The organism is Niveispirillum cyanobacteriorum (assembly GCF_002868735.1).
GTDB classification, from domain to species: domain Bacteria; phylum Pseudomonadota; class Alphaproteobacteria; order Azospirillales; family Azospirillaceae; genus Niveispirillum; species Niveispirillum cyanobacteriorum.
This window is the reverse complement of the sequence record NZ_CP025613.1, coordinates 516456-538585: the sequence shown is the minus strand read 5'-3', so window position 1 is coordinate 538585 and position 22130 is coordinate 516456. Positions and strand designations below refer to the sequence as shown.

Sequence of the window (22130 nt, the reverse complement as noted above, 5' to 3'; positions counted from 1 at the left end):
TCGGCTTTCAGTCCGTGCGCAGCATGATCGCGGGCCGCACTAACGACGCGCGGGCGCCATAGTAGAGTGCGGTCAGCAAGGCCAGGATCACAGCCCCGGTCACGGCGAACATAAACAGTGCAGGCTCCAGTGTGATACGGGACGCAAAGCCTGCAAGCCACCAGTCCATAGCAAGCCAGGACAGTGGGCAGGCGATAGCCGCAGACAGAAGGATGGGGCGCAGCATATCCCACAGCATCAACCGTAGAATATCATTACCGGTAGCACCAAGAACTTTGCGCAATGCTATCTCCGGACTGCGCCGGCGTGCGGCCAAGCCCGAGATGCCCAGCAGTCCCAGGCAGGCAACGATGATCGCCAGCCCGGCGAAGATCGTCAGGACTTTTGCCTGCACCGCCTCTGACCCATGCAGCAACATCAACTGATCGCTTAGATGACTGCGCCGGATCGGCAGGTCGGGCACAAGTCGGACCCAGGTGGCATCGATACTGGCAAGTGCCTCCGCCACCCTATTGTCGGCAACGCGGACCGTCACGAAATTGCCAGCATCGGAATTTAGCACCAGCATCGCCGGGTTTGCAGCCTCGCGGCCAGGCCGCATCTGCATGTCTTCGATAATGCCGACAACGACATAGGTAGCACGATGCCCCGCCACGGTGGACACCTGGACACCCAACGCCTCCTGCGGATGTCGCAAACCCAATGCAAGTACGGCAGAGCGATTAAGGATCACCGCATCACTATTGGCATCGCGGCTTTCCTCAAGGGAGCGACCGGCCAGAAGAGCCACCCCATAGGTTTCAACAAACCTGTCGGCGACCTGCATCAGCTTGACATCCACAGCCGGGACATCCGGCTGCTGGGTCGGCCGGATGGCGGTTGTCGCCTGAGTTGTAACCCCTGGCACGGTACTGGAGCTTGTCACATCCAGGATGCCGGGATAGCTCAGCAGGCTCTGCCGCAACACAGTCCAGGCCTGTTTGGCTACCGGCTTCTCTAGGCCTGAGAGGATTACAAGGCCATTCGCATTGTAGCCGGGCGCCAATGTCTGAAGATGATGCGTCTGCAACTGCACAACCATCGCCGCGATCCCCAATCCTATGCCAATAGCAAACTGTAAACAGATCAGCACGCTCCAACGCTGACCGGGAGCCTTGCCCGAACCGTTCGACCGCAGGGCCGAAGCGGGCGCGGTAGAGGCCAAACTGGTGGCTGGCACAATTCCACCTATGACGCCGACGACAAGGCTGCTCACGAACATGACGGCGACCCCTGTGGGCGACATCAATTCTGACAAGGACAAGTCGCGGCCCAGCGCCGCGCCCAGCGACGGCATTATCAACTCGGCCACCGCCAAGGCCAGGATAAGGGCGGCAACAGACATGAGAATGCCTTCCAGAAGGAACTGGAACAGCAGGTTCTGACTGGTACCACCCAAAACCCGCCGGACAGCCGCCTCCTTGCGGCGGCGTCCAGCAAGGGCCGCCGTAAGCATGGCAAAGTTCAAACCCGCCATCACCAGAACCACCAAACCGGTTACTGCAAAAGCTGTCACCGCGATCATGCTGCCCGGTGGCCGGACGCCCAGCCCGGCATTGCCCGTCTCGGAAAGATGGATGGATGACAATCGGTCCACCCGGGCTTTCGCGAACTCCGCAACGTTGCGCACATTATCCGGTCGCTGGCCTGTGGGAACATGACGTTCCAGGAGATCGGCGAGCGCCGGTTCAATATCAGAGGGGCTTTGCCCGTCATTCAGGCGGGCAAAGCTGTGTGTACCAAGATTGAACCAGTTATCTCGTTCGCCGTCGCGCAAAGCGGGATTTGGCGCGCTGGACCAGGAAGCGAACATGCCCAGATCAAGAAAGCTGCTCCTTGGCCAGTCCCCGACAATGGCCCCGATCTGCATCGGGACACCATCAATGGTCACGATGGCGTCCGGTGCCAGCTCCCCCGTCCCCAGCAGCCGCCTAGCTGTCGATACTGTCAGAACCAGGCGGTTGGGTTCAGCCAAGGCAAGCACAGGATCACCGGCTAGAACCGGCAGCGTGAAAAGGCTGAACGCTTCCGGGTCGGCAAAGGCCAGAACCTCCGCGAATATCCGATCATCCACCTTCGCGACGACACGGGAGGGTCTCAACCGTGCCACGACATCCAGACCGGGGAGTTCCGCCTGCATCATCGGAGCAAGAAGGGCAGAACTGGTCTGGGTGCTGTAACTCTTCTGCCCCGTAACCGGAAAATCAAAGCCAACCCTTATGATCCGGTCGACCTGCGGCCAGACCCGATCAAACCCGATCTCTGCACGCAGATAGGCGGCGATCATGATGCAGGTGAGAAAGCCCAGTGTAAGACCGGCGGCATTCAGTGCCGCCACGCTTCGTTCCCGCACCAAGGTTCGTCCTGCAATGACCAACCAGTTAAAGATCATCGGCATCAGTATGCATTGTCCCTGAGGATTGGAACGAAAACGTTCGTCAAAGTCAGTATGAAGATGCGGATTGCCAACCGTCGCGCACCATCGGGCAACCAGCACACAAATGGCCGATTTACGAGAACCAGCTTCCTGTTCATCAGCCGCATACTGTGTAGGGGTGACATGGCCGCACAACGCCCCTCAGGGAACATGGACAGCCTCATCTCCACACCCTGCCCTTGCTCACCCCGGTATTGCGCCGGGCACATAATTATCGGCGAACGCCTCTGTTGGCGGAATGGGGCGGATGACATCAATCAGGGTGCCGTTCGGGTCCTGCGTGATGAAATGACGCTGCCCGAACTCCTCGTCCTTCAATGCCAGCAGGATCGCAAGCCCCTTCTCCTGACAGTAGGCATAGAAGCTGTCGACGTCCTCGACCTCGAAATTGAGTAACAGGCCGGACGCCCTGCCGCGTCCAGCTTCCGGGATCGTCTCATGATCCCACTTGAGAATGGCGAGATTGACGGTCGGGTCGAGGGTGGATTGAAGGTGGATGTACCAATCCGCCTCGAACAGGACGGTGAACGAAAAATGATCCCTGTAGAAGGCGGCAGTGCCCCCTACGTCGGCGACCATCAGGACGGGATAGTAGCTGGTGATCTTCATGCTTTGCTTCTCCTGTGATAAACATACAGTCTGTACGCAAGTCATTAACAAACAGGCAGTCTGTATGCAAATTAAATCGTCACGTCGCAGTAACCCCGTCCGCACCACCGAGATGCGCGCACGGCTGCTGGAAACGGCACGTAAACTCTTCATAGAGAATGGGTTTTCGGCAACGAGCACACCGGCAGTCGTCGCTGGTGCACGGGTGACGCGGGGCGCCCTGTATCATCATTTTCAGGACAAGCAAGCAATCTTCCAGGCCGTCATCGAGGCCGAATCGGCAGCTGTCGCCGCAGCGATCGAAGCTGTCGACGCGCCGGACATGTCCGCCCTTCAACGCTTGCTGGCCGGGGCGATGGCCTATATCCAGGCCATGCGGGAGCCGGGCCGGGTGCGTTTACTGTTGATCGATGGACCCGCTGTTTTGGGACGCGATCAGATGCGGCAGATAGAGGCGCAGAACGGCGACGCCAGTTTGCGCCTCGGCCTGCAAGAAGCGATGATGGAAGGTGCCATCACCTCGCTCCCCCTGCCCGTTCTGGCCTCCATACTATCAGCGATGTTCGAGCGGGCGGCAATGGAGGTTGCAGAAGGCAGTAACCACACCGAGGTTCTCAGTGTGATTGAGGCCCTGATCAAGGGATTGTCTGGCGCCATGGCAGCCGCCGCCCCGTGAGCCAGCAACCTGACCACAGGAGCGCCATCCCAGACCGCGACATGTGCAGCTAGCTTGTCCAGAGTCTGGCTTCCATATTCCACGGCACCAAAGCCAACCGTTGAATCGCGACGGGCCCGTGTCGGACGCATCTGACGCAAGGTCAGAACTGTTTTGCCATCGGACTGTTCGTCGAAAGTCGCCAGCATGCAGAACCGAGCGGGATCATCGTCGTGATCGCCGCCATGCTCCAACTCGATCATTCGCGGATGGTCGATGCTGATGAACGTCATACGGTTGTCGCAACGATCAGCCGACCAGATAAGGCTTCTGATCGGCTGCCGTTACGAAAGTCAGAGGGTGCCCGCCAGTGTCTCCAACTGATTCAGGCAAGTGCCCCACCCATGGTGGAAGCCCATCTCCTCATGCTTCTGCCGATCCGCCTCCGACTTATGGCGCACCAGCGCGCGGTAACGGGTCCCCGTCCCTTCCGCCGCCATCGTGATATCGACGCTCATGAAGCTTTCTGCGTTCGGACGGAAATCAGGTCCGACGGCATCGGTCCAGACCAGACGGCGACCTGCATCGGCCAGCAGCACGCAGCCGGGCGTTTCGTCCATTTCAACCCCTTCTGGGGACGCCATGACGATGGAGAAGATGCCGCCCGCACGGGCTTCAATTGCTACGCGGGCCACGGTCCAGGGCTTGGGCGCAAACCACTGTTTCAACAGGGCCGGCTCGGTCCAGGCCCGCCAGAGCTGGGTCGGGTTGGCGCTCACAAATCGTTCCAGAACAAGATCAACCTTCGGATCAAACATCGCTTTGATTTCCTTCTTCATTCATCGTCACCAGGAATGCATCCAGCCGATCAAGCCGCGCTTCCCATAGGGATCGTTGCTGGCTGAGCCAGTCCTCTGCCATTTTCACTGTCTCTGGTCGCAGACGACATGTCCGGACCCGTCCGGCCTTGTCGGAAGTGATCCAGCCGCTTGTTTCCAGGACTTTCAAATGTTTCAAGAAACTGGGCAGCGCCATTTCATGGGGTGCCGCCAGTTCCGATACCGACGCTGGCCCCGCCGCCAGTCTGGCAATAACCATCCGGCGGGTAGGGTCGGCGAGGCCGTTAAAGATCACATCAAGGTTAGCCATACGGCTATCTATCAACACAGCCGGCCCGCCGTCAAGATAGAAAGCTAAACAGCTAAGTATTTTTCGACAGACCTTCAGGGCTGGCTCGGAAGACGGACCGTCACCCGCAAACCACCGGCAGGACCGTTGGCAATGGTCAGATCACCACCATGAATTTCGGCCAAGGCCTTGACGATGGACAGGCCAAGACCTGCCCCGCCACCCCGCCGTCCCCTGGAAACATCCAGCCTCTCAAAGGGCGCCGTCAGGCGTGAGATCATTTCCGTCGGAACACCGGGGCCATCATCTTGCACCATGACGAAGATGCCGCCATCGCCGGTACGCAGGTCCACCTCGGCGCGCGTACCATAGCGAACCGCGTTATCCAGCAGGTTTGACAGAATTCGCCGAAAGGCCAGAGGGCTGCACCGGCATAGCAAAGGCTTATCGCTTACTGTCAGGGAGACCGTGTCCCCGGTCTCCCGGCGACGTTCAACATAGTCCGCCGTCTCCGCCCGGGCGTCGATCAGCATGTCATGCGTATCGGCACCCGCATCGATGCGCGCGAACAGCAGCACATCGTCCAGCAATTGCCCCATCTCCTCCAGATCATTCACCGCTCGTCGGCGATGCTTCTCATCGGTCAGATAATCCACGCGTAGGCGCAGCCTGGTAAGATAGGTCCGCAGGTCATGGGCGATGGCCGCTAGCATCCGCGTGCGTTCGGCCATCAGCCCGCCGATCCGGTGTTTGAGCAGGTTGAACGCCTGCGCCAGTGCCCGAACCTCTCGCGCACCCGAAACGGGTGCATCGGGCATGTCGATATTCTGACCCAACGCATCAGCTGCCCGTGCCAGCCGTTCGACCGGCCATACCACCTGGCGCAGCAATGTCAACATGATCAGGCCGACAATCACAGCCACCACAAAAGCGATGTAGAGATAGCGGGACAGAAGCAGCTGCAGCAGCAATGGTGCCCGTTCCACAGCCAGCACCTCCCCGGTCGATAGTCCGACCAGCACCCGGATCGGCCCGCGTGGAACCGGTATGGCCGGTGTCCGCCAATCATCGTCCCGGACCTGAACCTGCACTGTCCGACCACTCAGTTCATCCGCGTACAGGCGGAAGCGTGCTTCCAGCTTCGGCGCTGTGCGCGGCGCGCCGTCCTTGTCCTGTGGAAAGCCGGGCAGCAGTTCGACAATCGTGCCAGCATTCCCAGCCGCCGCAACGATCAAGGGACGCAGCGACGATGGCGCGCTTTCCAGCGCTTCCGCGATGCGACGCACTTCCAGCGGGTCTACCAGACGAAACATCACCGGGCGTCCATCTGGCCAGACGATGACGGCCAGGATCGCGCCCTGCAACACCAGCAACCCCAGCAGGAACAGGCCCGCGATCCGAAAGACCAGGCTGTCGAAAAGGCGCATGATCACCCGCCCCCTGTTTCCACACGCGGCGCAAACAAGTATCCGCCACCGCGCACCGTGCGGATCATGGCTGGTGCCTTCGGATCATCCCCCAGCTTTCGGCGCAGCCGGCTCAACTGCACATCGATGGTGCGGTCAAACGGTGCGGCATCCCGACCGCGCGTCCAGTCCAGCAACTGATCGCGGCTCAACAGCCGCTGCGGATGATCCAGCAGCGCCAACAGCAGGTCGAACTCCCCACCCGTGAGTTCAACATCCTGCCCGCCAGGGTCGGTCAGGGTGCGTGATGCCGCGTCCAGTGACCAGCCTGTAAACCGATACCAGCGACCGATCACGGGTTGTGGCCGGTGAGCGTCGCGGGTGCGGCGCAGCACCGCCCGCACCCGTGCCACCAGTTCGCGCGGGTTGAACGGTTTGGGCAGGTAGTCGTCGGCACCGATTTCCAGCCCCAGCACCCGGTCGATATCCTCGCCCTTAGCGGTGACCATGATGACCGGGATCCGAATCGGGCCAATATGAAGACGGCGGCATATCGACAGCCCATCCTCCCCCGGCAGCATCAGATCCAGAACCACCAGATCGACCCGCCGCCGGCCGATCTGCCGATTGAGTTCGGCAGCATCGGGACAGATGGCGACCTCGAACCCTTCGCGGCCCAGTAGCTCGGCGACAAGATCGGCGATCTCCTCGTCATCCTCGACGATGGCAATGAAGGTCCGTGGATCGGGCTTGCTGCTGGTCATGGGACCTTATCCCCCTTCCCCTTTTTTGGCTCAAGCCGTCAAAGGGCGCTGTTACGTTTCGATACAATCCGTTTCACACGGTTAAGTCAGCGGCTACGCGCCACCGCTATCCATCCGGCATCGACGCACTGCGTATCGGCAGTGTCATCATCGCAGGAGTAGGATATGAACAATTTACGGCCAACCATTCCTTCGGGGGCCGGCGCAGTTCGGCGTAGCGTTTCGGGCGTCGCCCTGATCCTCACGCTGGGAAATGCGGCAGTCACGCAGGCGGCCGAATATGATCGGGTCATCGTCTTCGGCGACAGCATATCGGACAGCGGCAATTACGCGACCAAGGCGCCGACCGGTGCCGGCAAGTTCACCACCAACCCCGATGATGTCTGGGTTGAGATTGTGGCCAAGGGATTGGGCCTGGACTTGAAGCCCCACGCAATGGGCGGCGGCAACTATGCCGAGGGCGGGGCGCGCGTCGCCTTGCAGCGGCCTGACGCACCGGGAAATCTGACCCGCCGGCCTGTCACAGAACAGGTTGCTGACTTCATGGCCAATGATGGCAAGCTGACCCGGAATAGCTTGGTCATTATTCAGGGTGGCGGCAATGACGTCTTCTCCACCAAGTTCAACGGACCAACCGACACGCCCGCCGATCTGGAAGTGCTGCGTGTCGCTGCCGAGGGGCTGGCCGATCAGATCGACAATCTGATCAAGGCCGGGGCGGGCACCGTCGCGACGACCAGCGTTCCCAAGTTCGATCAATATAATGAGCGGTATGATGCCGCCCTGGCCTCTCGTGGACTGAATGTCCTCTATGTCGATATGGCAGGCTTGATCGCGGAGATCGAGACAGCCCCGGCAGAATTTGGGATCACAAACACTACCAGCCGCGCTTGCCGAGGCTTCGCGCTGGAATCTTTCACCTGCCTGCCGAAGGATTATGTCGAAGCCAATGCCAACCGCACCTATCTCTATGCCGACGGCGTCCATTTCACAGGCGTCGTGCATGAGATCGAAGGGGATGCGACCCTGGCCATGCTGCGCGCACCTTTGCAGATTGCACAATTGCCGCACATGCTGCTGACCACCAACCGTGCAACGGGCCAGTTGGCCCGTGAACGGATGGATGCAGCCAGCCGTAATCCCGTACCGGGATGGCGTCTGATTGGCGGAACACAGCTTGTCGACGGTGACGCGACCCGTCAGGGCAAAGCCGATGGGACTATCGTTCAAGCCGGGTTTGAACGGGGCTTCAGCTCTGCGCTGACCGCTGGTTCCTACCTGTCCTGGCACCATGGCAACGGTGATTTCGCCGATGACCGGGGCGCCCTGTCTATCGACAGCTATTCATTGCAGGGCTTTGCCACACTTCAGCATGGCCGGATTGCCGCAGATTTCACTGCTGCCATCGGCAGGGCCAATCTGTCTGATATCGAACGCAAGGTAATGCTGGGTCCGGCGCTGCGCATCGAACAAGGTGGAACCGACAGTGATTTCCTGACTGCGGAAACACGCATCGGCGTGGACGCGCTGCCCGGCCCATTACGGATCGCACCGTTCCTATCGTTGCGGTATGATCGTATTTCAGTGGATGGCTATGCGGAGCGCGGGGACCGTTCGACCCAGGTAACCTATGCCGGACAGAAACTGGAGACGCTGGAGGCGGCCGTGGGTGTACGCTTCAGCAGCGGTGAAGCATGGCGCGGCATCATTCCGGCGCTGGAGCTTGGCTATGCTGGTGATGTCCTGAACCATACGCAGAAGGTTGCCATCCTGCCCCACGGCGCCCCTGTCTGGTATACAAGCCAGCAGGTCGGTGCGTCGGATGATGCCTTCTTCTACGGCCTCACGGCAACCATCCCGGTGACCACACAGTCCGCTGTCAATCTCGGGGTTCGCGGACGCTCTGCCGGCAACGGCCAGAACAGCCTGTCTGGCGGGATATCTCTATCCCTCGGCTTCTGACGCCCACGCCGCCCGCCCGTGTCGTCCGGATGGCAGCAATCTCTACTCCGCTTACAGGCTCCCTGGATAAGCCTTTGGGCGTCAAGCTGATCCACCGGACGACAAGACGGCTGAGGTGAAGCAGGTCTCGCCTGATCGCCCTCCTGCTTGCTATGGGAGCGCCTTGACCGCGGCCAGATTGTGGAGCTTTTGCCGGAACCGAGACCGAAAGCTGGCCGAGGTCATGTTACTTGACAATGTTCCTCTATATAATCCGGAATACTGGCGATGGGATGCCGAAACGCGCTGGATCCGTCGGCTGAGCCATCGCTGACGCTCGACCGTTTTGAGATTCGCGACAGTCTACCCTGCTTAAGCAGGCTCGACACGCCGAACATCCCGCAGATTCTGAGCGCCCGTGACGATAGCCGCAACTACTTCAGGGTGCCGGTCGGCACGGCGATCCATGACGAAGATTTTGCCGGCAAGCTGCTGGCTGAGCTGGTCAGCGGCGAGAAGGTGCCGGATGTCGATTTCGAATGGGACCCGACGATTCTGACGACGTTCGATCTCAACTACAGGCGGCTGATCAATCGCATTGACTGGATGTGACGGCAGCCAAGGCCAAACCCCGATATATGCTGGTGAGCGTCGATATGCTATGCGGCCCCCATAACATATGGTTTCCGTCACAACAATAATCAGATCAAGTTGGTGCTCGCTACCGGACTCGAACCGGTACGCCCCGGAGGACAACAGATTTTAAGTCTGTGGCGTCTACCATTCCGCCAAGCGAGCCCTTATAGGGATGGGGAACCTAGCCGAAGGTGGGGCAGGATGGCAAGCGTGTGGTTGTCCGTCAGACGGCGATCACACGCAATTCCAGGTACGCCCTACCCCCGAGCCCGCCATGGCGGCGGATATCGCCGCTTGTTGAAGGACGCCCCTATGCAGATCCGCGACGCCGTTGATGCCGACGCCCCTTCCATCGCCGGCATCTATAATGACGCGGTGGTCAACACGACGGCGATCTGGAACGAGGTGCAGGTAGATGTGGCCAACCGGGTGGGCTGGATGGCAGACCGGCGTCGGCTGGGTTACCCGGTGCTAGTGGCGGTGGATAGTGACGGTAACGTGCTGGGTTACGCGTCGTTCGGGGACTGGCGGGCGTTCGATGGGTATCGACACACGGTGGAACATTCCGTCTATGTCCGGACAGACCGGCGTAGTAGTGGGATCGGCAAGGCGCTGATGCAGGCGTTGATCGAGCGGGCCCGGTCCATCGGCAAGCACGTAATGGTGGCCGCCATCGAGGCGGGAAACCAGGGTTCCATCGCGCTGCATGAAGCCTTGGGCTTTCAGCGTACCGGCCTGATGCCGCAGGTGGGGATGAAGTTCGGGCGCTGGCTGGATCTGGCATTTCTGCAACTGATCCTGGACGACCGCCCCACCCCCGACGCCTGATCAGGCCGCCGCCTTCGCGGCGCTGTTGCTGCCCTGCGCTAGGTTGGGCTGATCGGAGGGCTTGCCGCCGTTGCTTTCCCGATGGTCGCGGTCTTTCTTTTCCGCCGCTTCGGCATCCTGGGCGGCGGCGACGACACCGGTGCGACGGGTGCGGTCGGTGAGGCGCATCATTTCGCGCCACATCTTTTCCTCGTCCGACACCTGCGTCGGTTGCGGTGGCATCAGTTCCTTACCCATGCCGGCGCATTCCAAGGACAGTTTGCCGTCGGCATCAAGCGTGAAGCCTGTCGCACCGCTGATCTTCTGACCTGCCGCCACCAGACGCTTGGAGGCGCCCTCCGCGTCGGCGCCAGCATTGACCTGACTGTAATAGCCCTCCACCGCGTCGGCATGTTCCATCATCTGAGCATCACCAACCAGCTTGCGCAGGCGGTTCTGCAGCTCCGGTTCCCGCGACAGGACCTTGTTCACTTCTGCCGCGCGCGGATCGTCGCCATCGACCTTTACATTCCCGGATGTATCGATGCGAAAGGCCAGCGGTGGGGCACTCTTGATGCCGGCCACGGCCAGCGCCATGCGCAATTCATCCCCCACCGTCTGAGTATCGGCGGCAACACTTTCACGGCTGGGCATTTCCAGTGCCGCCAACCCCTCCACCATGGAGTGGTTAGTGGCCGTCAGCCCGCCCACCTGCATGCTCTCACCGGTCGGCGCGCCGTGAAAGCCCACCTTCTCACCGGCGTCAGCCGATCCGATCGTGTTACCTGATACACCGGACGTGCCTGCTGCACCGGTGGTTGGCTGCCAGCGGACACGGTTACTGTTGCTTGAACCCTGGATATCCATGGAACGATCCTTCCCATCACCAGGCAAAATTTGCCCATGCCCCTGGGCAGGCTTTGCCGGCACCCAGGCAGCGGAAAGAAGCGGTTACCCTTGGCGTCCGGCGGTAGTTCCCGCATGCCTTTGTCCCGGACACCCCGCCCGCGCGGGGAAGGGTGCGGGATAATCAGCAAGCGACGTGCCAGCCCTTGCGGCGTTGATGCGGACGTCCCATATCGGAAGTATGACAGAGAACCAGATCCTGGCCCTTATCTCTTCGGTTTTGGTGTTGATCCTGGTGCTGCGCGGCGCGCGGTTCCCCCGCCAGGGCCTGTTGCCCCAGATCGTGGTCTGGCTGCTGATCTTCGCCCTGGTCGGGCTGTCCTATAAATTCTTCGGGCCGGGTTGACGCGGGCGGAGAGACCTGCCCGCGTCCCAAGAAGGCTCACACTGGCGGCGGCAAGCCCGCCTTCACCGGACGGCGCTTGTGCTTGCGCCAGCGGGACAGCAGCTCGTCAAACGGCTTCAGCAGGCGTTCCTGGAGACCCGGATCGCCTTCCAGCTTGCCATAGACGAAGGCGCCGGCTTCCAGCGTGGAGACGCTCTCCTTGCGCGGTTCCTTGCGGACATTGCCGTAAGCCGAGCGGAAATCGGGGTGGATGACGATGCGGCGCAGCTTCAGCATCCAGGCATTGCGCCACCACAGGGTCTTGGCCTGGGCCCAGGTGCCGTCGATGAGGACGATACCTTCCAGGTCGGACAGAATCAGGTCGCTGTCAGGCGCCACATCCTTGCGCCCGAACACGGCGATCCCGCCGCGCGGCACCTTGGCCACTTCCTCTTTGCTGCCCATGAACAGCACGCCCCAGCGCTTGGCATCCACCTGCCGGCCCAATGCCTTGGACAGCGACGGCCAGGATAGGCCGATCTTCAATACGCTGTTTTCAATCTGCCCGGTCAGCAGGCGAGCGGTGCCTAGTTCCACGTCCTGTTCCTGCGGGTGCATCAGCACCAGCAATTGCAGGCGTGTGCGTTCCGGCACCAGGGCGGCGCACAGGCACAAATCTTCGGGCTTGCCACAGGTGGCGCAAGGGGGCGGCGGTGCCGGCGGCGGCGGAAGGATCAGGTCGTCTTCATTCATGGTGGAAGCGACCATAGCGCATCACGCGTCGACATGGCAGGGGGTGGGTACGCAATGCCGCCATGGCAAGGCGTGAACCGTTCCCGATCCATGCTTGATGGAGGTCCCAGGCATTGGGACGCCGGATTTGCGGCCCGGGCACCGGTTCGTGTAAGGTGCCCGGCTGAACCGTGAATTCCGTTTCCTGAAAGTACCGATACCGATGACCCAGGCCGAACTCGCCGACGAATACGAAGACAAGCGCTCCATCAAGCTGCACAAGCCCGCGGATTTCGAAGGCATGCGCAAGGCCGGCCGTCTGGCTGCCGCTACGCTTGATTACATCACGCCCTTCGTCGTTCCCGGTGCCGTTACGGAAGAGCTGGATGACAAGATTCTAGCCTTTGTGGAAGCCAATGGCGGCACGTCGGCCACTGTCGGGTACAAGGGCTATACCAAGGCGTCCTGCATCTCCATCAACCATGTGGTCTGCCACGGCATTCCGGGCCCCAAGCGTCTGGTCAATGGCGACATCACCAATATCGACGTCACTGTCATCGTCGATGGGTGGTTCGGCGACACGTCGCGTATGTATATGGTGGGCGATGTCGGCGTGAAGGCGAAGCGTCTGGTTGATGTGACCTATGAGGCGCTGATGCGCGGCATATCGGTGGTCAAGCCGGGCGCGACCCTGGGTGATATCGGCCACGCCATTCAGTCCTATGCCGAAAGCTTCCGTTTCTCCGTTGTCCGCGATTTTTGCGGCCATGGTCTGGGCCGTGTATTCCATGATGCACCGTCAGTGCTGCATTACGGCCAGAAGGGCCGGGGTGCCGTACTGGAGGAAGGTATGTTCTTCACCATCGAGCCGATGATCAATGCCGGTCGGTATGAGGTGAAGGTCCTATCCGATGGCTGGACCGCCGTGACGCGGGACAAGAGCCTGTCGGCACAGTTCGAACACTCCATCGGCGTCACCAAGGATGGGTTCGAGATTTTCACCCTGTCCCCTGCCGGTTACACCAAGCCGCCTTACGCGTAATTCCCCACCCTCTTCCCGTCTGGCATCCCACCATCACCGCTGTTACACTTGTAGGAAAGTGAGCGGTGATGGTCTTACACATCATGGGTGTGGTGGGATGGCAGTGAAGCGGACGGGGAAGGCGACACGGATGGATGAGGCGGCAGTAAAATCGCCGCCGCCCGACGATGACCTGCTGGCCGCCTTGCTGGCCGGGAAACCCACCCCCGTAAAGCCGGCTGCGGCGGAAAAGCCAGAACCGGCGGAGGAAACGCCGCATTATCACGGACACCGCGACCGGCTGCGTCAGCGCTTCATCGCGTCTGGACCCGACGCGCTGCAGGATTACGAACTGCTGGAACTGCTTCTGTTCCAGGCTATACCCCGGCGGGATGTGAAGCCGCTGGCCAAGGAACTAATGTCGGCATTCGGCAGCCTTTGGGCCGTCACCCAGGCATCGGCGGAGGCGCTGCGCAACCGGTTCAACTTCTCCGATGCTACCATCGCCCACATCCGCGTGGTCGGGGCCATCGGCCTTCGCATGGCGCGCCAGCAGGTGATGGGGCAGCCCATCCTGTCATCCTGGCAGAAGCTGCTGGATTACTGCGCCGGGGCCATGGCCCATGAACCGGTGGAACAGTTCCGCCTGCTGTTTCTGGACCGCAAGAACACCCTGATCGCCGACGAGGTGCAGCAGCGCGGCACCGTGGACCATACGCCGGTCTACCCGCGTGAAGTGGTGCGCCGTGCCCTGGAACTGGGCGCCAGTGCCGTGATCCTGGTTCATAACCACCCCACTCACTGATTTAGATCCCGCAGGATCACGCTCAATCCCGTTGAAACACTAGAGAAATCGCCCATTTTTGGCATTGCGTAGTGGGGACGGTTTTGGCAAATTGGGGGCGGTTGAAGGGATAGAAAACGGCTTTCCGATCCCCGCAAACGATCCCCGTTTCTCCTCGACCGATCCCAGTTGCGGACAAGGAGGAACGCATGCCAGCCCTGACCGACACCGCGATCCGACATGCGCTGAAGCGCGTCGAGATCAGCCGCAAGCAAGAGAACCTTGCCGATGGCGAGGGGCGCGGCACCGGCCGACTCGTCCTCGTTCTCAAGCCCATGCCGAAGCGCGTCACGGCCGACTGGATGGCGCAGCAATGGCGTGACGGCAAACGCACCAAGAAGAAGATCGGCGCCTACCCCTCAATGTCGCTCGCCCAGGCCCGCGAGGTTTTCAAGCGCGACTATGCCGACGTGATCCAGAAAGGCCGGAGCATCAAGATCGCAAGCGACACCCGCCCCGGCACTGTCGCTGACCTCTTCGAGGGCTACGTCGCTTCACTCAAAGCTGCTGGCAAGCCCTCCTGGAAGGAGACCGAGAAGGGCCTCAACAAGATCGCCAACACCCTTGGGCGCAACCGCCTGGCCCGCGACATCGAGGCCGAGGAAATCGTCGAACTGATCCGCCCGATCTATGAGCGCGGCGCCAAGTCGATGGCCGACCATGTGCGCTCCTACATGCACGCGGCCTTTGGCTGGGGTATGAAGTCCGACAACGACTATCGGCAGCAATCGGCTCGCCGCTTTCGCATCCCCTTCAATCCGGCGACAGGTATTCCGACCGAACCGAAGGTCAAAGGCACCCGCTGGCTCGACGAGGACGAGTTCGTGCAACTCTATCGCTGGCTGGAATGCCCCGACACGCCGGTTCATCCGCCCTATACCCGTGCCGTTAGGATCATCATGCTGACCGGCCAGCGCGTCCAGGAGATTGCCAGCCTTCACATCGATCAGTGGGATGCCAAGGAAAAGATCATCGACTGGTCGAAGACCAAGAACGACCAGCCCCATGCCGTTCCGGTGCCGGAGCTGGCCGCGGAGCTGCTCGCATCCATCAACGTCAACGAATACGGCTGGTTCTTCCCGTCGGCCACGGACCCGTCCAAGCCTGTCAGCCACGGCACGCTTTACTCGTTCATGTGGCGCCAGCGGGACCGCGGCGTGATTCCCTATGTGACGAACCGCGACCTGCGCCGGACCTTCAAGACGCTGGCCGGCAAGGCGGGGATCTCGAAGGAAATCCGCGACCGCCTCCAGAACCATGCTTTGCAGGACGTCAGCTCCAAGCACTATGACCGCTGGCACTACATGGTGGAAAAGCGCGCCGGCATGGCGAAATGGGACAAGTTCGTCCGCGCCATGCTCGCCAAGAAGCGCCTGAAAGCGGCGGCATGAGCCTCCGGCGCACCATATAAAACGGAAGTGAGAAACGACTATGCGTATCGAAATCGGGCTGGCCGTGCTGGCGGCGCTGACCACGGCGACAGCGGCCAAGGCCGATCCCTGCAAGGCCATTCCCGACCGTGGCCCAATGCCGTCCTATCTCCATCGCGGCGCGCACTTCTCCGGTCCCGTGGTCTATGTCGGTGACGGCGACTCCCTGTGCGTAGCCGTCGGTCAAGGGCCGGCCAACTGGGTGGAGATCCGGCTGGAGGATTTCTACGCGCCCGAACTCCACTCCCCTACCGGCCCCGCCGCCAAGGCCGCGCTGGAAAAGGTCGCCATGGGTCGGAATGCGGAGTGCGTCGCCAACCGCCAGTCCTACGACCGCGTGGTGGCCACCTGCCGGATCGGCGGGCGCTCCATCGGGGACTTGCTGAAGGCAGGCGGGAGCATCGAGGGCGGCAATGGATACGGCCAAGGCAAGCAATAGCTCGGCCTTCGACGGCGTTCAGATTCGGTCTGAAAACCGATCATACGCATCGATCCGTCGGACCGGGGGATCGACCTCATACCGATAGATTTCCGTTCTCAAGAACCGCAGCTCGGCCTCGCGCTGAACCTCGGGAACGTCAATATACCATGCGCGCGGCTGCGGCCCGGGGTCGCCGTTCCAACGGTATCCCCGCGCTTTGAGAACATCCTTGAGGTCGAAGGGCGAGTTCTCCGCCCAGATGCGCCACGAAACGGCACGAGCGCCGTCCAGGAGGCGGCTGAGACCCGTAACGCCAGATCGGGGCAGCCGCATTGCCAGCAACTCGACCGTAGCAAGACAGTCGTGCATCGCGCGGTGACGGTCGTAGAAGAAGCCCGCGGCCTGAGCGAGATAGGCGAGTTTCGTGCCCTCGAATCCCTCCGCTGCCCAATCGATCTGGCTGAGCGAACATGCCCACGGCTTCGTCGAGAACACATCGCTGAAGCGTTCGAGGAAGCGGCGATCGAACGCCGCGTTGTGTGCAATAACGAGCGAGGCCGGTGCCGCGAATCTGGCGACCTCGGCGGGATCGATGACCTGGCTGGCCACCATTTCATTCGTGATGCCGGTGATCGCGGTGATTTCCGGGGCGATTGGCTCGCTCGGCTGACGCAACCCTTGGAAGCTGTCGCCCACGCTGAAAACGGCGCCATCCAAGCCGTAATAGAATGGCGTCATGGCGAGTTCGATGATCTCGTCGCGCTGAGGATCGAGCCCCGTGGTCTCCACATCGACCACCAGTCCAAGGCGCAGCGGAGTGCCTGGAGGCGGAACGGTGCGAGGGCGCGGCTTGAGACGCCGGATGACCCGGTAATCTCCCGTGGCCTCCAGTGTCTGCGCCAGGGTCTCCAGATGGTCAGAAGATGTCATCGTCCGGCGCTGCGTTTGCTGCCATCGGCTCCCCTTTAGCCGCCGCGGCGGCGGCGGCCGGACGGCGCGCGAGGTGAATGTCAGCGGCTCGACCTTCCTCGTGGAACCACAAATCGACGACGGCGGTATCGTCGCTGTGCGGCCGCGGCGATGCCTCCCGCACCTTGAATGTCGTTGGGAGATTGACCGAGGTTCCGAACACCAGCGCGTGCTGCCGAGGCAAAGACGGCAACCGCTTCAGGACCGATTCTGAAATGAACGGCGTCATCTGGCGAATCTGGGAGAGATCGTCAGGATTCTGGATGCGGTGAACCAGGAAGTTGGAGCACTGGCTGAGGACCGTCTTGGACAGCTCGCTCGGGCGCTGAGACGCCAGAAGCACGAACATGCCGTATTTGCGTCCCTCCTTGGCGATGCGCTCGAAAATCTTGGTGGCGTCGATGGAAAAGCGGGAAGGCGTAGAGGCGACATATCTATGAGCCTCTTCGAGCAGTAGGTGTATCGGGAAGCGGTTTCTCGGTTCCGCATGGCGAAGAAACCGAAAAAGCATGCGTGCGATGACCGCACTGACCAGCTCAACGATTTCATCTTCGACGGAATTGAGATCAATAATAATGACCTGATTGCGTTTGGTGAAAGATTCTCCGGCCGCCCTTTCCAGACCGACGATTTTGGTCAAAAACTCCAGATCGCTTACAGCCGCGTCAACGTCAGCTCCTTCGTGACGCAGAAAGGCATATTCTGTTCTCTCTTGGAGGGATCTGAGCCGCGTGACCATGGACGAGCAGTAGTCCCGGATTTGGCGATTGCCGTGAGCCTCCTCATAGAGGATCGCGAAGTCGAGACACTCGTGCAGCTCATCAAAAGAGAATGGCGTCCGATTATAGGCTGGTAAGGGTGCATCCTCCCGGAGCTTTTTTCTCACTTCGTCCAGAAACGCCGATTGGTTGTTCCCTGAAAAATTTCCATACTGAAAATTAGGATTAAAGCGGTTCAGAAGCGCCATATTCAGGTCGTTTGTCGGATACTTCTGGAGAAGGGAGACCACGCGCTGAAATTTCGATACGGGGGAGTCGCCATCTGCCCCTCGAAAGCACTCAATGATGCAGGTGGCGACAAAGTGCTCGCGCAGCGCCAGAGCTTCTGGCGTATTGGCATGAAAGAGACTTGTCAGACCTAACGCCGTCCGAAGGACCGGCAGTTGTGTTCGTTCGCTGGCCTGCAAGAGCAGTTCCCATTCTGCCATCTCCAGGAACCAATGCGGCATACGGAAGCCCGCCGCCGTGCCGTCGAGGACGACGCGCTCGACCCCGATGGCTCCCTCCTTCGCGGAAGCGGCCAGAGCGGCGTGATACTCGCCATTGACGTCGAAGACGACGAAGGTCGCGCCGCGGGCGTGATGCTCCTCCGGCTTGCTGAAAAGGGACTGCAAGACCGAGGCAACCGTGCAGGATTTACCGCTGCCGGTATTGCCCAGAACGGCGACATGACCGCCGAAGAACTCGTTCAGCCGGACCTTGATGTCGTAGTTCTCGAACACCACCGACTTGCCGATGGGCAGAACCCGATAGCGCGTGGCCCCTTCGGGTTCGCAGGCGCCGCCATCCGGGCCGACTGACGGCTCGACGGCCGCCTCGGTCTCGAAGATGCGATCGAGTTCCCCATCCAGTGCATAGAGTGCGTCCGCATACAAAGACGGGAAAACGGAGACACCGAAACGGAACGCGCCGCCACGCATCGGCAACATGCCGACCGGCACCACGTCCAGATATTTTGAGGAGCCGGCCCGATCGAAGTCGCCTCGCTCGGAGGGGGTGCTCGCATCGCGCTCACGCAGGCCGACAACCTCGACCACGACATATTCCGACTGCGACGGAATCATCAGGAACGATCCCAGCCGCGCCACATAATGCACGCCGTCGAAGCCAACGACCGTGAAGTTGTCGGTGCCGACGTGCATCTCCACGACAAAGCGGTCGGCCGCGACCGAGACCACCTTGCCGATCGCGCGCTTGCGATCGTCGTGGCTCATGCCTCGCCATCCTTCGTCTCGTCGTCCCTTTTCGGCGCCAGTTCGGACAACACCTTGCGAACAGCGTCATCGATCCTGTCGCTGGGACGCTGCGGCATGAAATGCTCGACGATCATGTCGAAGTAGTGCGCCCTCGTCCCCTCGGCAGGACCGTCGCCTCCAATGATCCAAATGCGCGGGTCGCGCAGCGCCCGCAGCTTGGCGATCTCGCCGCCCGTATCCGGCGCCGCGAAGATCACCAGACGGAACGTCGGGATCGTCAGCGCCTGGTAGATGATGTTGTTCAGGTGCTCATCACCGAAGGCGTAGCCCGCCGTGATGAGAACGCTCTGCTCGCGCACGATCCGGGCCTGAAATTCCCGGAACAGGTCAGCGTAGGGCGAGCCGAGCGAAGAGTTCTGCTTCGCCGGCGTCGGATAGATCAGCATCTGGTTCGTGGATTCGGGCGGCCAGACCTCCTTGATCGGGAACAGGCCATGATCGTCCTCGGTCCAAGTGACCGAACCATGCAATTTGCAGAGATAGACGAAGGCGTCGACGGCGGTCCACTTGCGGCTGGCAACGTCGAGCTGCTCGGCCAGGGCATAGCGGAAGATCGCCGGGTTAAAGCGACGTTCCACGACGCCGGAAAAGCCGTTGGCATAGGGAATGCCCAGCCGATCCATCGCCAATTCGCTGAAATGGTCGTAGTTGGTCGTGAACACCCACGGCCGGGGCAAGGACCGATCTCGCAGGACCAGTTTCTTGTAGAACCGCTCGTAGAGGTCGCGCACGGTGGTGTCGCCCTCCGTGGCGAAGGCCCCTTGGGTGACACGGGTCCATAGGAAGTCCTGGACCTTCTTGATGATGCCGTCGAGAACAGCGCGGTAGGGATGAAGATCGGGATTCTCGCTCTGGCGCAGCACGAACCGCTGCGCGAATAGCACCTCCATCAAGCGTTCTAGGTTGCGGCTGTAGTCCTTCGCCAGGTCGACCCCGAGCGCATCGAGATAGTCGAGTTCGCCCTTGGTCAGCCGCCACGGCGCCGGGGCAGCGCCGACGACCGGCGGATCACCGTAGAATCCCGCAGCCCGCGCCTCGAGGGTTTCCCCGCAGAACTCCTTGGCCAGGGGCGCCATGGTCGCAATGCCGAGTTCCTTTTCGCCCCTCATCAGGGAGGAACATCCAGCGCCGAGCAGAAACGCGATATTCTTGGCGTTCATGGCCTCGGAAATCGCCTGGCGGGCGCTCTCGATCCCCTTGTTCCAGTCGAGTTCCGATGGATCGGCATCGCCGTTCCTCAGAAACTGGAATTTTCGTTCGTCTCCGACTTCGCTCATATACCCCCGATCCCCCCAGTTTCTTATTTGGCCGCGCTGTTCGCGCGCGCGGCTATATCGGCGCACCGCGCCATGAGGGCCTCGAACGGCTCCGCGTCATCGAAGAGCAGCCCATCCTCGACCATGCGGGCATAGTCGTCCTTCAGCGCCTTCGCGCCATCGCCGGCCGGCACGAGCTGCAAGCCGCCGTTGACGGCCGCTGCGTAGTGGATCGGCGTGCGGTCGGCGGCCTTCTCCGCGAAGAACATCGACTTGTGGCGGGCGACAGCGTTGGCCAGTTCGCGATCAGCGAAAGCAGCTTCCGCGAAGCCGGCTTCATCCAACCGGACAACATCGTGCCAGTGTCGTGCGAAGCGGTCGCCGCGCAGCCGTTCCTGGAGGCAGAAGACATGGATGGCGGTCGCCTTCTCCCAAAAGGTCCGCTCCGCGTGCATGACGCGCGGCCGCGCCGTCGGGAATACCAGCCCGTCGATCAGACCGGCCGCATCGCAGACGACGTCGCGCAGGCTCGCCGGTTCGCCCGTCGAGCGGGCGCCGAACTCCAGCATGACGCTGGGCGCGACATAGCCGGACCCTGCCGCGGTCGCCTCATAGTCGATAAAGAGCTTGTCATCCTCGACACGAATAACCGCCGCCAGACCTTCGGCGGCCAGCGCGGTCGCGATCACGGGCTGCACGGCCTCCGCGACCCAGACCGGCAACCGCCGGCGGACCTCGCTGGACCAGCGCTTTTCCTCGCTCCGGGTTTTCGGCAGGCCCTCGCCATTGTCCCCGACCAGATCGGGCGCAATCGCCCGAATGTCGTAGGTCAGATCCACATCCTCCGAAAACCGGCGGATGACCTGATAGGCTTTCGACAGCGACGTGCCGCCCTTGAACACCAGATGTTCACCGAGCGGCGCGGCGTAGAGGGTCGCCAGCGCCCACACCACCCACACATCCTTTTCGAGAAGATGGGTAGGACGGCCCGAGCGGTCGGCGGCGACGCCCAACGCATCGCGCCGATCCTCGGCCGAAAGCTGGAGGAAGATGTCAGCCATACGCCACCCTTCCCACGCTCTGCGCGAGCCACGTCGGAAGCTGCGGCGCGGCGGCGACCAGTTCGCCGAACACGCCGGGCGGCATCTTCCGCTTCAATGTCGTGAGCGCGGCCTCCGCCCTTTCGGGGCCGAGCCAGGCCAGCGCCCGCACGGCCTCCCCCGCCGGGCGGTTGGCCAAGGCCAGTTGCCAGCGCGGCGCGTGCCGCAATTCCACGACCTGCTTGCCGAGGTGCATTTTCCGGCTGCGCCCGGAGGTCAGATAGACCGAGCGGACGGGCACCTGCGTCGTCAAGCCAAGGGCGTTCGCCGCGGCGGCGCCGTTCGAGACGATGATCTCCCCCTTTTGGGTCGCAAGGGCCTCGACAGCCTGCTCGACCGAAGGTGCGCGCGTGCCGAACCGGCTGGCGATGGGACGCAGATAGACGCCACGACCGGCGCGGATGAGCTGCCCGCGCTCGGACAGACGCGACAATGCCTGATCCACAGCCGCCCGGTTTCCGAGGTGGAGCAGGCTCTTGGCGGACACGGGGGCGCCTTCGGGCAGTCCCGTCGCATGTGCCAGAATCTGTTCGGTCAGCCGTGTCATCGTCTTTCTCCTGTCGGAAATATATGCGAATTTCTGACAGTTTTCAAGGGAAGCCCGGATAGGGGGAAAGCCTTCCCCTGCGGCCGAGCCGGGGTCTCGACCGACCCCTTCTGCGGGGAGAA

General features: G+C 61.6%; 22 protein-coding genes, 1 tRNA gene and 1 pseudogene. 9 read left to right on the top strand and 15 right to left on the bottom strand.

The window, feature by feature from the left end; genetic code table 11:
* Nucleotides 1–7: 7 nt before the first annotated feature.
* Both C0V82_RS23240 and C0V82_RS23230 read right to left on the bottom strand, forming a co-directional pair.
* Nucleotides 8–2437 (bottom strand): ABC transporter permease, encoded by a 2430-nt coding sequence (locus tag C0V82_RS23240; RefSeq protein WP_102114805.1) that lies wholly within the window; start codon nucleotides 2435–2437, stop codon nucleotides 8–10.
* Nucleotides 2438–2659: 222 nt separating this feature from the next.
* A complete protein-coding gene (locus tag C0V82_RS23230) occupies nucleotides 2660–3085 on the bottom strand; it encodes a VOC family protein (protein ID WP_102114803.1) in 426 nt (141 codons plus the stop codon).
* Between C0V82_RS23230 and C0V82_RS23225 the strand changes: the two genes are divergently transcribed.
* Complete coding sequence (locus C0V82_RS23225; protein WP_246814658.1) at nucleotides 3084–3761, top strand: TetR/AcrR family transcriptional regulator; 678 nt, start codon at nucleotides 3084–3086, stop codon at nucleotides 3759–3761. The two genes, C0V82_RS23230 and C0V82_RS23225, sit on opposite strands and share 2 nt — an antisense overlap.
* Before the next feature lie 50 nt (nucleotides 3762–3811).
* On the opposite strand, the pseudogene C0V82_RS27860 reads toward C0V82_RS23225, so the two are convergent.
* The 5 genes and pseudogenes from C0V82_RS27860 to C0V82_RS23200 all read right to left on the bottom strand — a co-directional run.
* Nucleotides 3812–4063, bottom strand: a pseudogene (locus C0V82_RS27860) (SRPBCC domain-containing protein); the annotation flags it as partial.
* A gap of 30 nt (nucleotides 4064–4093) precedes the next feature.
* Entirely contained in the window at nucleotides 4094–4558 is a 465-nt protein-coding gene (locus C0V82_RS23215) for an SRPBCC family protein (protein WP_211107967.1), read from the bottom strand.
* The gene (locus C0V82_RS23210; protein ID WP_102114800.1) at nucleotides 4551–4889 is read right to left on the bottom strand and encodes an ArsR/SmtB family transcription factor; all 339 of its coding nucleotides are present in this window, start codon (nucleotides 4887–4889) and stop codon (nucleotides 4551–4553) included. The genes C0V82_RS23215 and C0V82_RS23210 overlap by 8 nt, the downstream gene beginning before the upstream one ends.
* A gap of 74 nt (nucleotides 4890–4963) precedes the next feature.
* The gene (locus tag C0V82_RS23205) at nucleotides 4964–6295 is read right to left on the bottom strand and encodes an ATP-binding protein (RefSeq protein WP_102114799.1); all 1332 of its coding nucleotides are present in this window, start codon (nucleotides 6293–6295) and stop codon (nucleotides 4964–4966) included.
* 2 nt (nucleotides 6296–6297) lie between these two features.
* A complete protein-coding gene (locus C0V82_RS23200; RefSeq protein WP_102114798.1) occupies nucleotides 6298–7038 on the bottom strand; it encodes a response regulator in 741 nt (246 codons plus the stop codon).
* A gap of 165 nt (nucleotides 7039–7203) precedes the next feature.
* Here C0V82_RS23200 and C0V82_RS23195 point away from each other — a divergent pair, with 165 nt between their 5' ends.
* Together C0V82_RS23195 and C0V82_RS23190 are read left to right on the top strand one after the other, a co-directional pair.
* Nucleotides 7204–9000 (top strand): autotransporter domain-containing protein, encoded by a 1797-nt coding sequence (locus tag C0V82_RS23195; RefSeq protein WP_102114797.1) that lies wholly within the window; start codon nucleotides 7204–7206, stop codon nucleotides 8998–9000.
* Nucleotides 9001–9267: 267 nt separating this feature from the next.
* Nucleotides 9268–9591 carry a hypothetical protein gene (locus C0V82_RS23190; protein ID WP_102114796.1) on the top strand — a complete coding sequence of 108 codons (324 nt, stop codon included), beginning with the start codon at nucleotides 9268–9270 and terminating at the stop codon, nucleotides 9589–9591.
* Between the two features lie 100 nt (nucleotides 9592–9691).
* On the opposite strand, the gene C0V82_RS23185 is transcribed toward C0V82_RS23190, so the two are convergent.
* Nucleotides 9692–9777, bottom strand: a tRNA-Leu gene (locus C0V82_RS23185).
* A gap of 150 nt (nucleotides 9778–9927) precedes the next feature.
* Here C0V82_RS23185 and C0V82_RS23180 point away from each other — a divergent pair.
* A complete protein-coding gene (locus C0V82_RS23180; protein WP_102114795.1) occupies nucleotides 9928–10443 on the top strand; it encodes a GNAT family N-acetyltransferase in 516 nt (171 codons plus the stop codon).
* Here C0V82_RS23180 and C0V82_RS23175 read toward each other — a convergent pair whose 3' ends face one another.
* Nucleotides 10444–11289, bottom strand: a complete 846-nt coding sequence (locus C0V82_RS23175; protein ID WP_102114794.1) for a hypothetical protein — start codon at nucleotides 11287–11289, stop codon at nucleotides 10444–10446.
* 220 nt (nucleotides 11290–11509) lie between these two features.
* On the opposite strand from C0V82_RS23175, the gene C0V82_RS27140 reads away from it, so the two are divergent.
* Nucleotides 11510–11674, top strand: a complete 165-nt coding sequence (locus tag C0V82_RS27140) for a hypothetical protein (RefSeq protein WP_158660159.1) — start codon at nucleotides 11510–11512, stop codon at nucleotides 11672–11674.
* 36 nt (nucleotides 11675–11710) lie between these two features.
* Here C0V82_RS27140 and C0V82_RS23170 read toward each other — a convergent pair whose 3' ends face one another.
* Nucleotides 11711–12406: a tRNA-uridine aminocarboxypropyltransferase gene (locus C0V82_RS23170; RefSeq protein ID WP_102115169.1), complete on the bottom strand. Its 696-nt coding sequence runs from the start codon at nucleotides 12404–12406 to the stop codon at nucleotides 11711–11713.
* A 202-nt stretch (nucleotides 12407–12608) separates the two neighbouring features.
* Between C0V82_RS23170 and map the strand changes: the two genes are divergently transcribed.
* From map to C0V82_RS23150, 4 genes are all read left to right on the top strand, one after another.
* Nucleotides 12609–13427 carry a type I methionyl aminopeptidase gene (gene map / locus C0V82_RS23165; RefSeq protein ID WP_102114793.1) on the top strand — a complete coding sequence of 273 codons (819 nt, stop codon included), beginning with the start codon at nucleotides 12609–12611 and terminating at the stop codon, nucleotides 13425–13427.
* Between the two features lie 97 nt (nucleotides 13428–13524).
* Complete coding sequence (locus C0V82_RS23160; protein ID WP_246814652.1) at nucleotides 13525–14211, top strand: JAB domain-containing protein; 687 nt, start codon at nucleotides 13525–13527, stop codon at nucleotides 14209–14211.
* 188 nt (nucleotides 14212–14399) lie between these two features.
* The gene (locus tag C0V82_RS23155) at nucleotides 14400–15641 is read left to right on the top strand and encodes a tyrosine-type recombinase/integrase (RefSeq protein WP_102114791.1); all 1242 of its coding nucleotides are present in this window, start codon (nucleotides 14400–14402) and stop codon (nucleotides 15639–15641) included.
* A 40-nt stretch (nucleotides 15642–15681) separates the two neighbouring features.
* The gene (locus C0V82_RS23150; protein ID WP_102114790.1) at nucleotides 15682–16119 is read left to right on the top strand and encodes a thermonuclease family protein; all 438 of its coding nucleotides are present in this window, start codon (nucleotides 15682–15684) and stop codon (nucleotides 16117–16119) included.
* 18 nt (nucleotides 16120–16137) lie between these two features.
* Here C0V82_RS23150 and C0V82_RS23145 read toward each other — a convergent pair whose 3' ends face one another.
* The 5 genes from C0V82_RS23145 to C0V82_RS23125 are packed head-to-tail and all read right to left on the bottom strand — an operon-like array spanning nucleotide 16138 to nucleotide 22008.
* Nucleotides 16138–17031, bottom strand: a complete 894-nt coding sequence (locus tag C0V82_RS23145) for a 3'-5' exonuclease (RefSeq protein WP_102114789.1) — start codon at nucleotides 17029–17031, stop codon at nucleotides 16138–16140.
* Nucleotides 17018–19063, bottom strand: a complete 2046-nt coding sequence (locus C0V82_RS23140) for an ATP-binding protein (RefSeq protein ID WP_102114788.1) — start codon at nucleotides 19061–19063, stop codon at nucleotides 17018–17020. The genes C0V82_RS23145 and C0V82_RS23140 overlap by 14 nt, the downstream gene beginning before the upstream one ends.
* Nucleotides 19060–20382, bottom strand: coding sequence for an SIR2 family protein (locus tag C0V82_RS23135; RefSeq protein ID WP_102114787.1), 1323 nt, complete (start codon nucleotides 20380–20382; stop codon nucleotides 19060–19062). The genes C0V82_RS23140 and C0V82_RS23135 overlap by 4 nt, the downstream gene beginning before the upstream one ends.
* Nucleotides 20383–20405: 23 nt before the next feature.
* Nucleotides 20406–21422: a nucleotidyl transferase AbiEii/AbiGii toxin family protein gene (locus C0V82_RS23130; RefSeq protein WP_102114786.1), complete on the bottom strand. Its 1017-nt coding sequence runs from the start codon at nucleotides 21420–21422 to the stop codon at nucleotides 20406–20408.
* Complete coding sequence (locus C0V82_RS23125) at nucleotides 21415–22008, bottom strand: DUF6088 family protein (RefSeq protein ID WP_102114785.1); 594 nt, start codon at nucleotides 22006–22008, stop codon at nucleotides 21415–21417. The genes C0V82_RS23130 and C0V82_RS23125 overlap by 8 nt, the downstream gene beginning before the upstream one ends.
* Nucleotides 22009–22130: the final 122 nt, after the last annotated feature.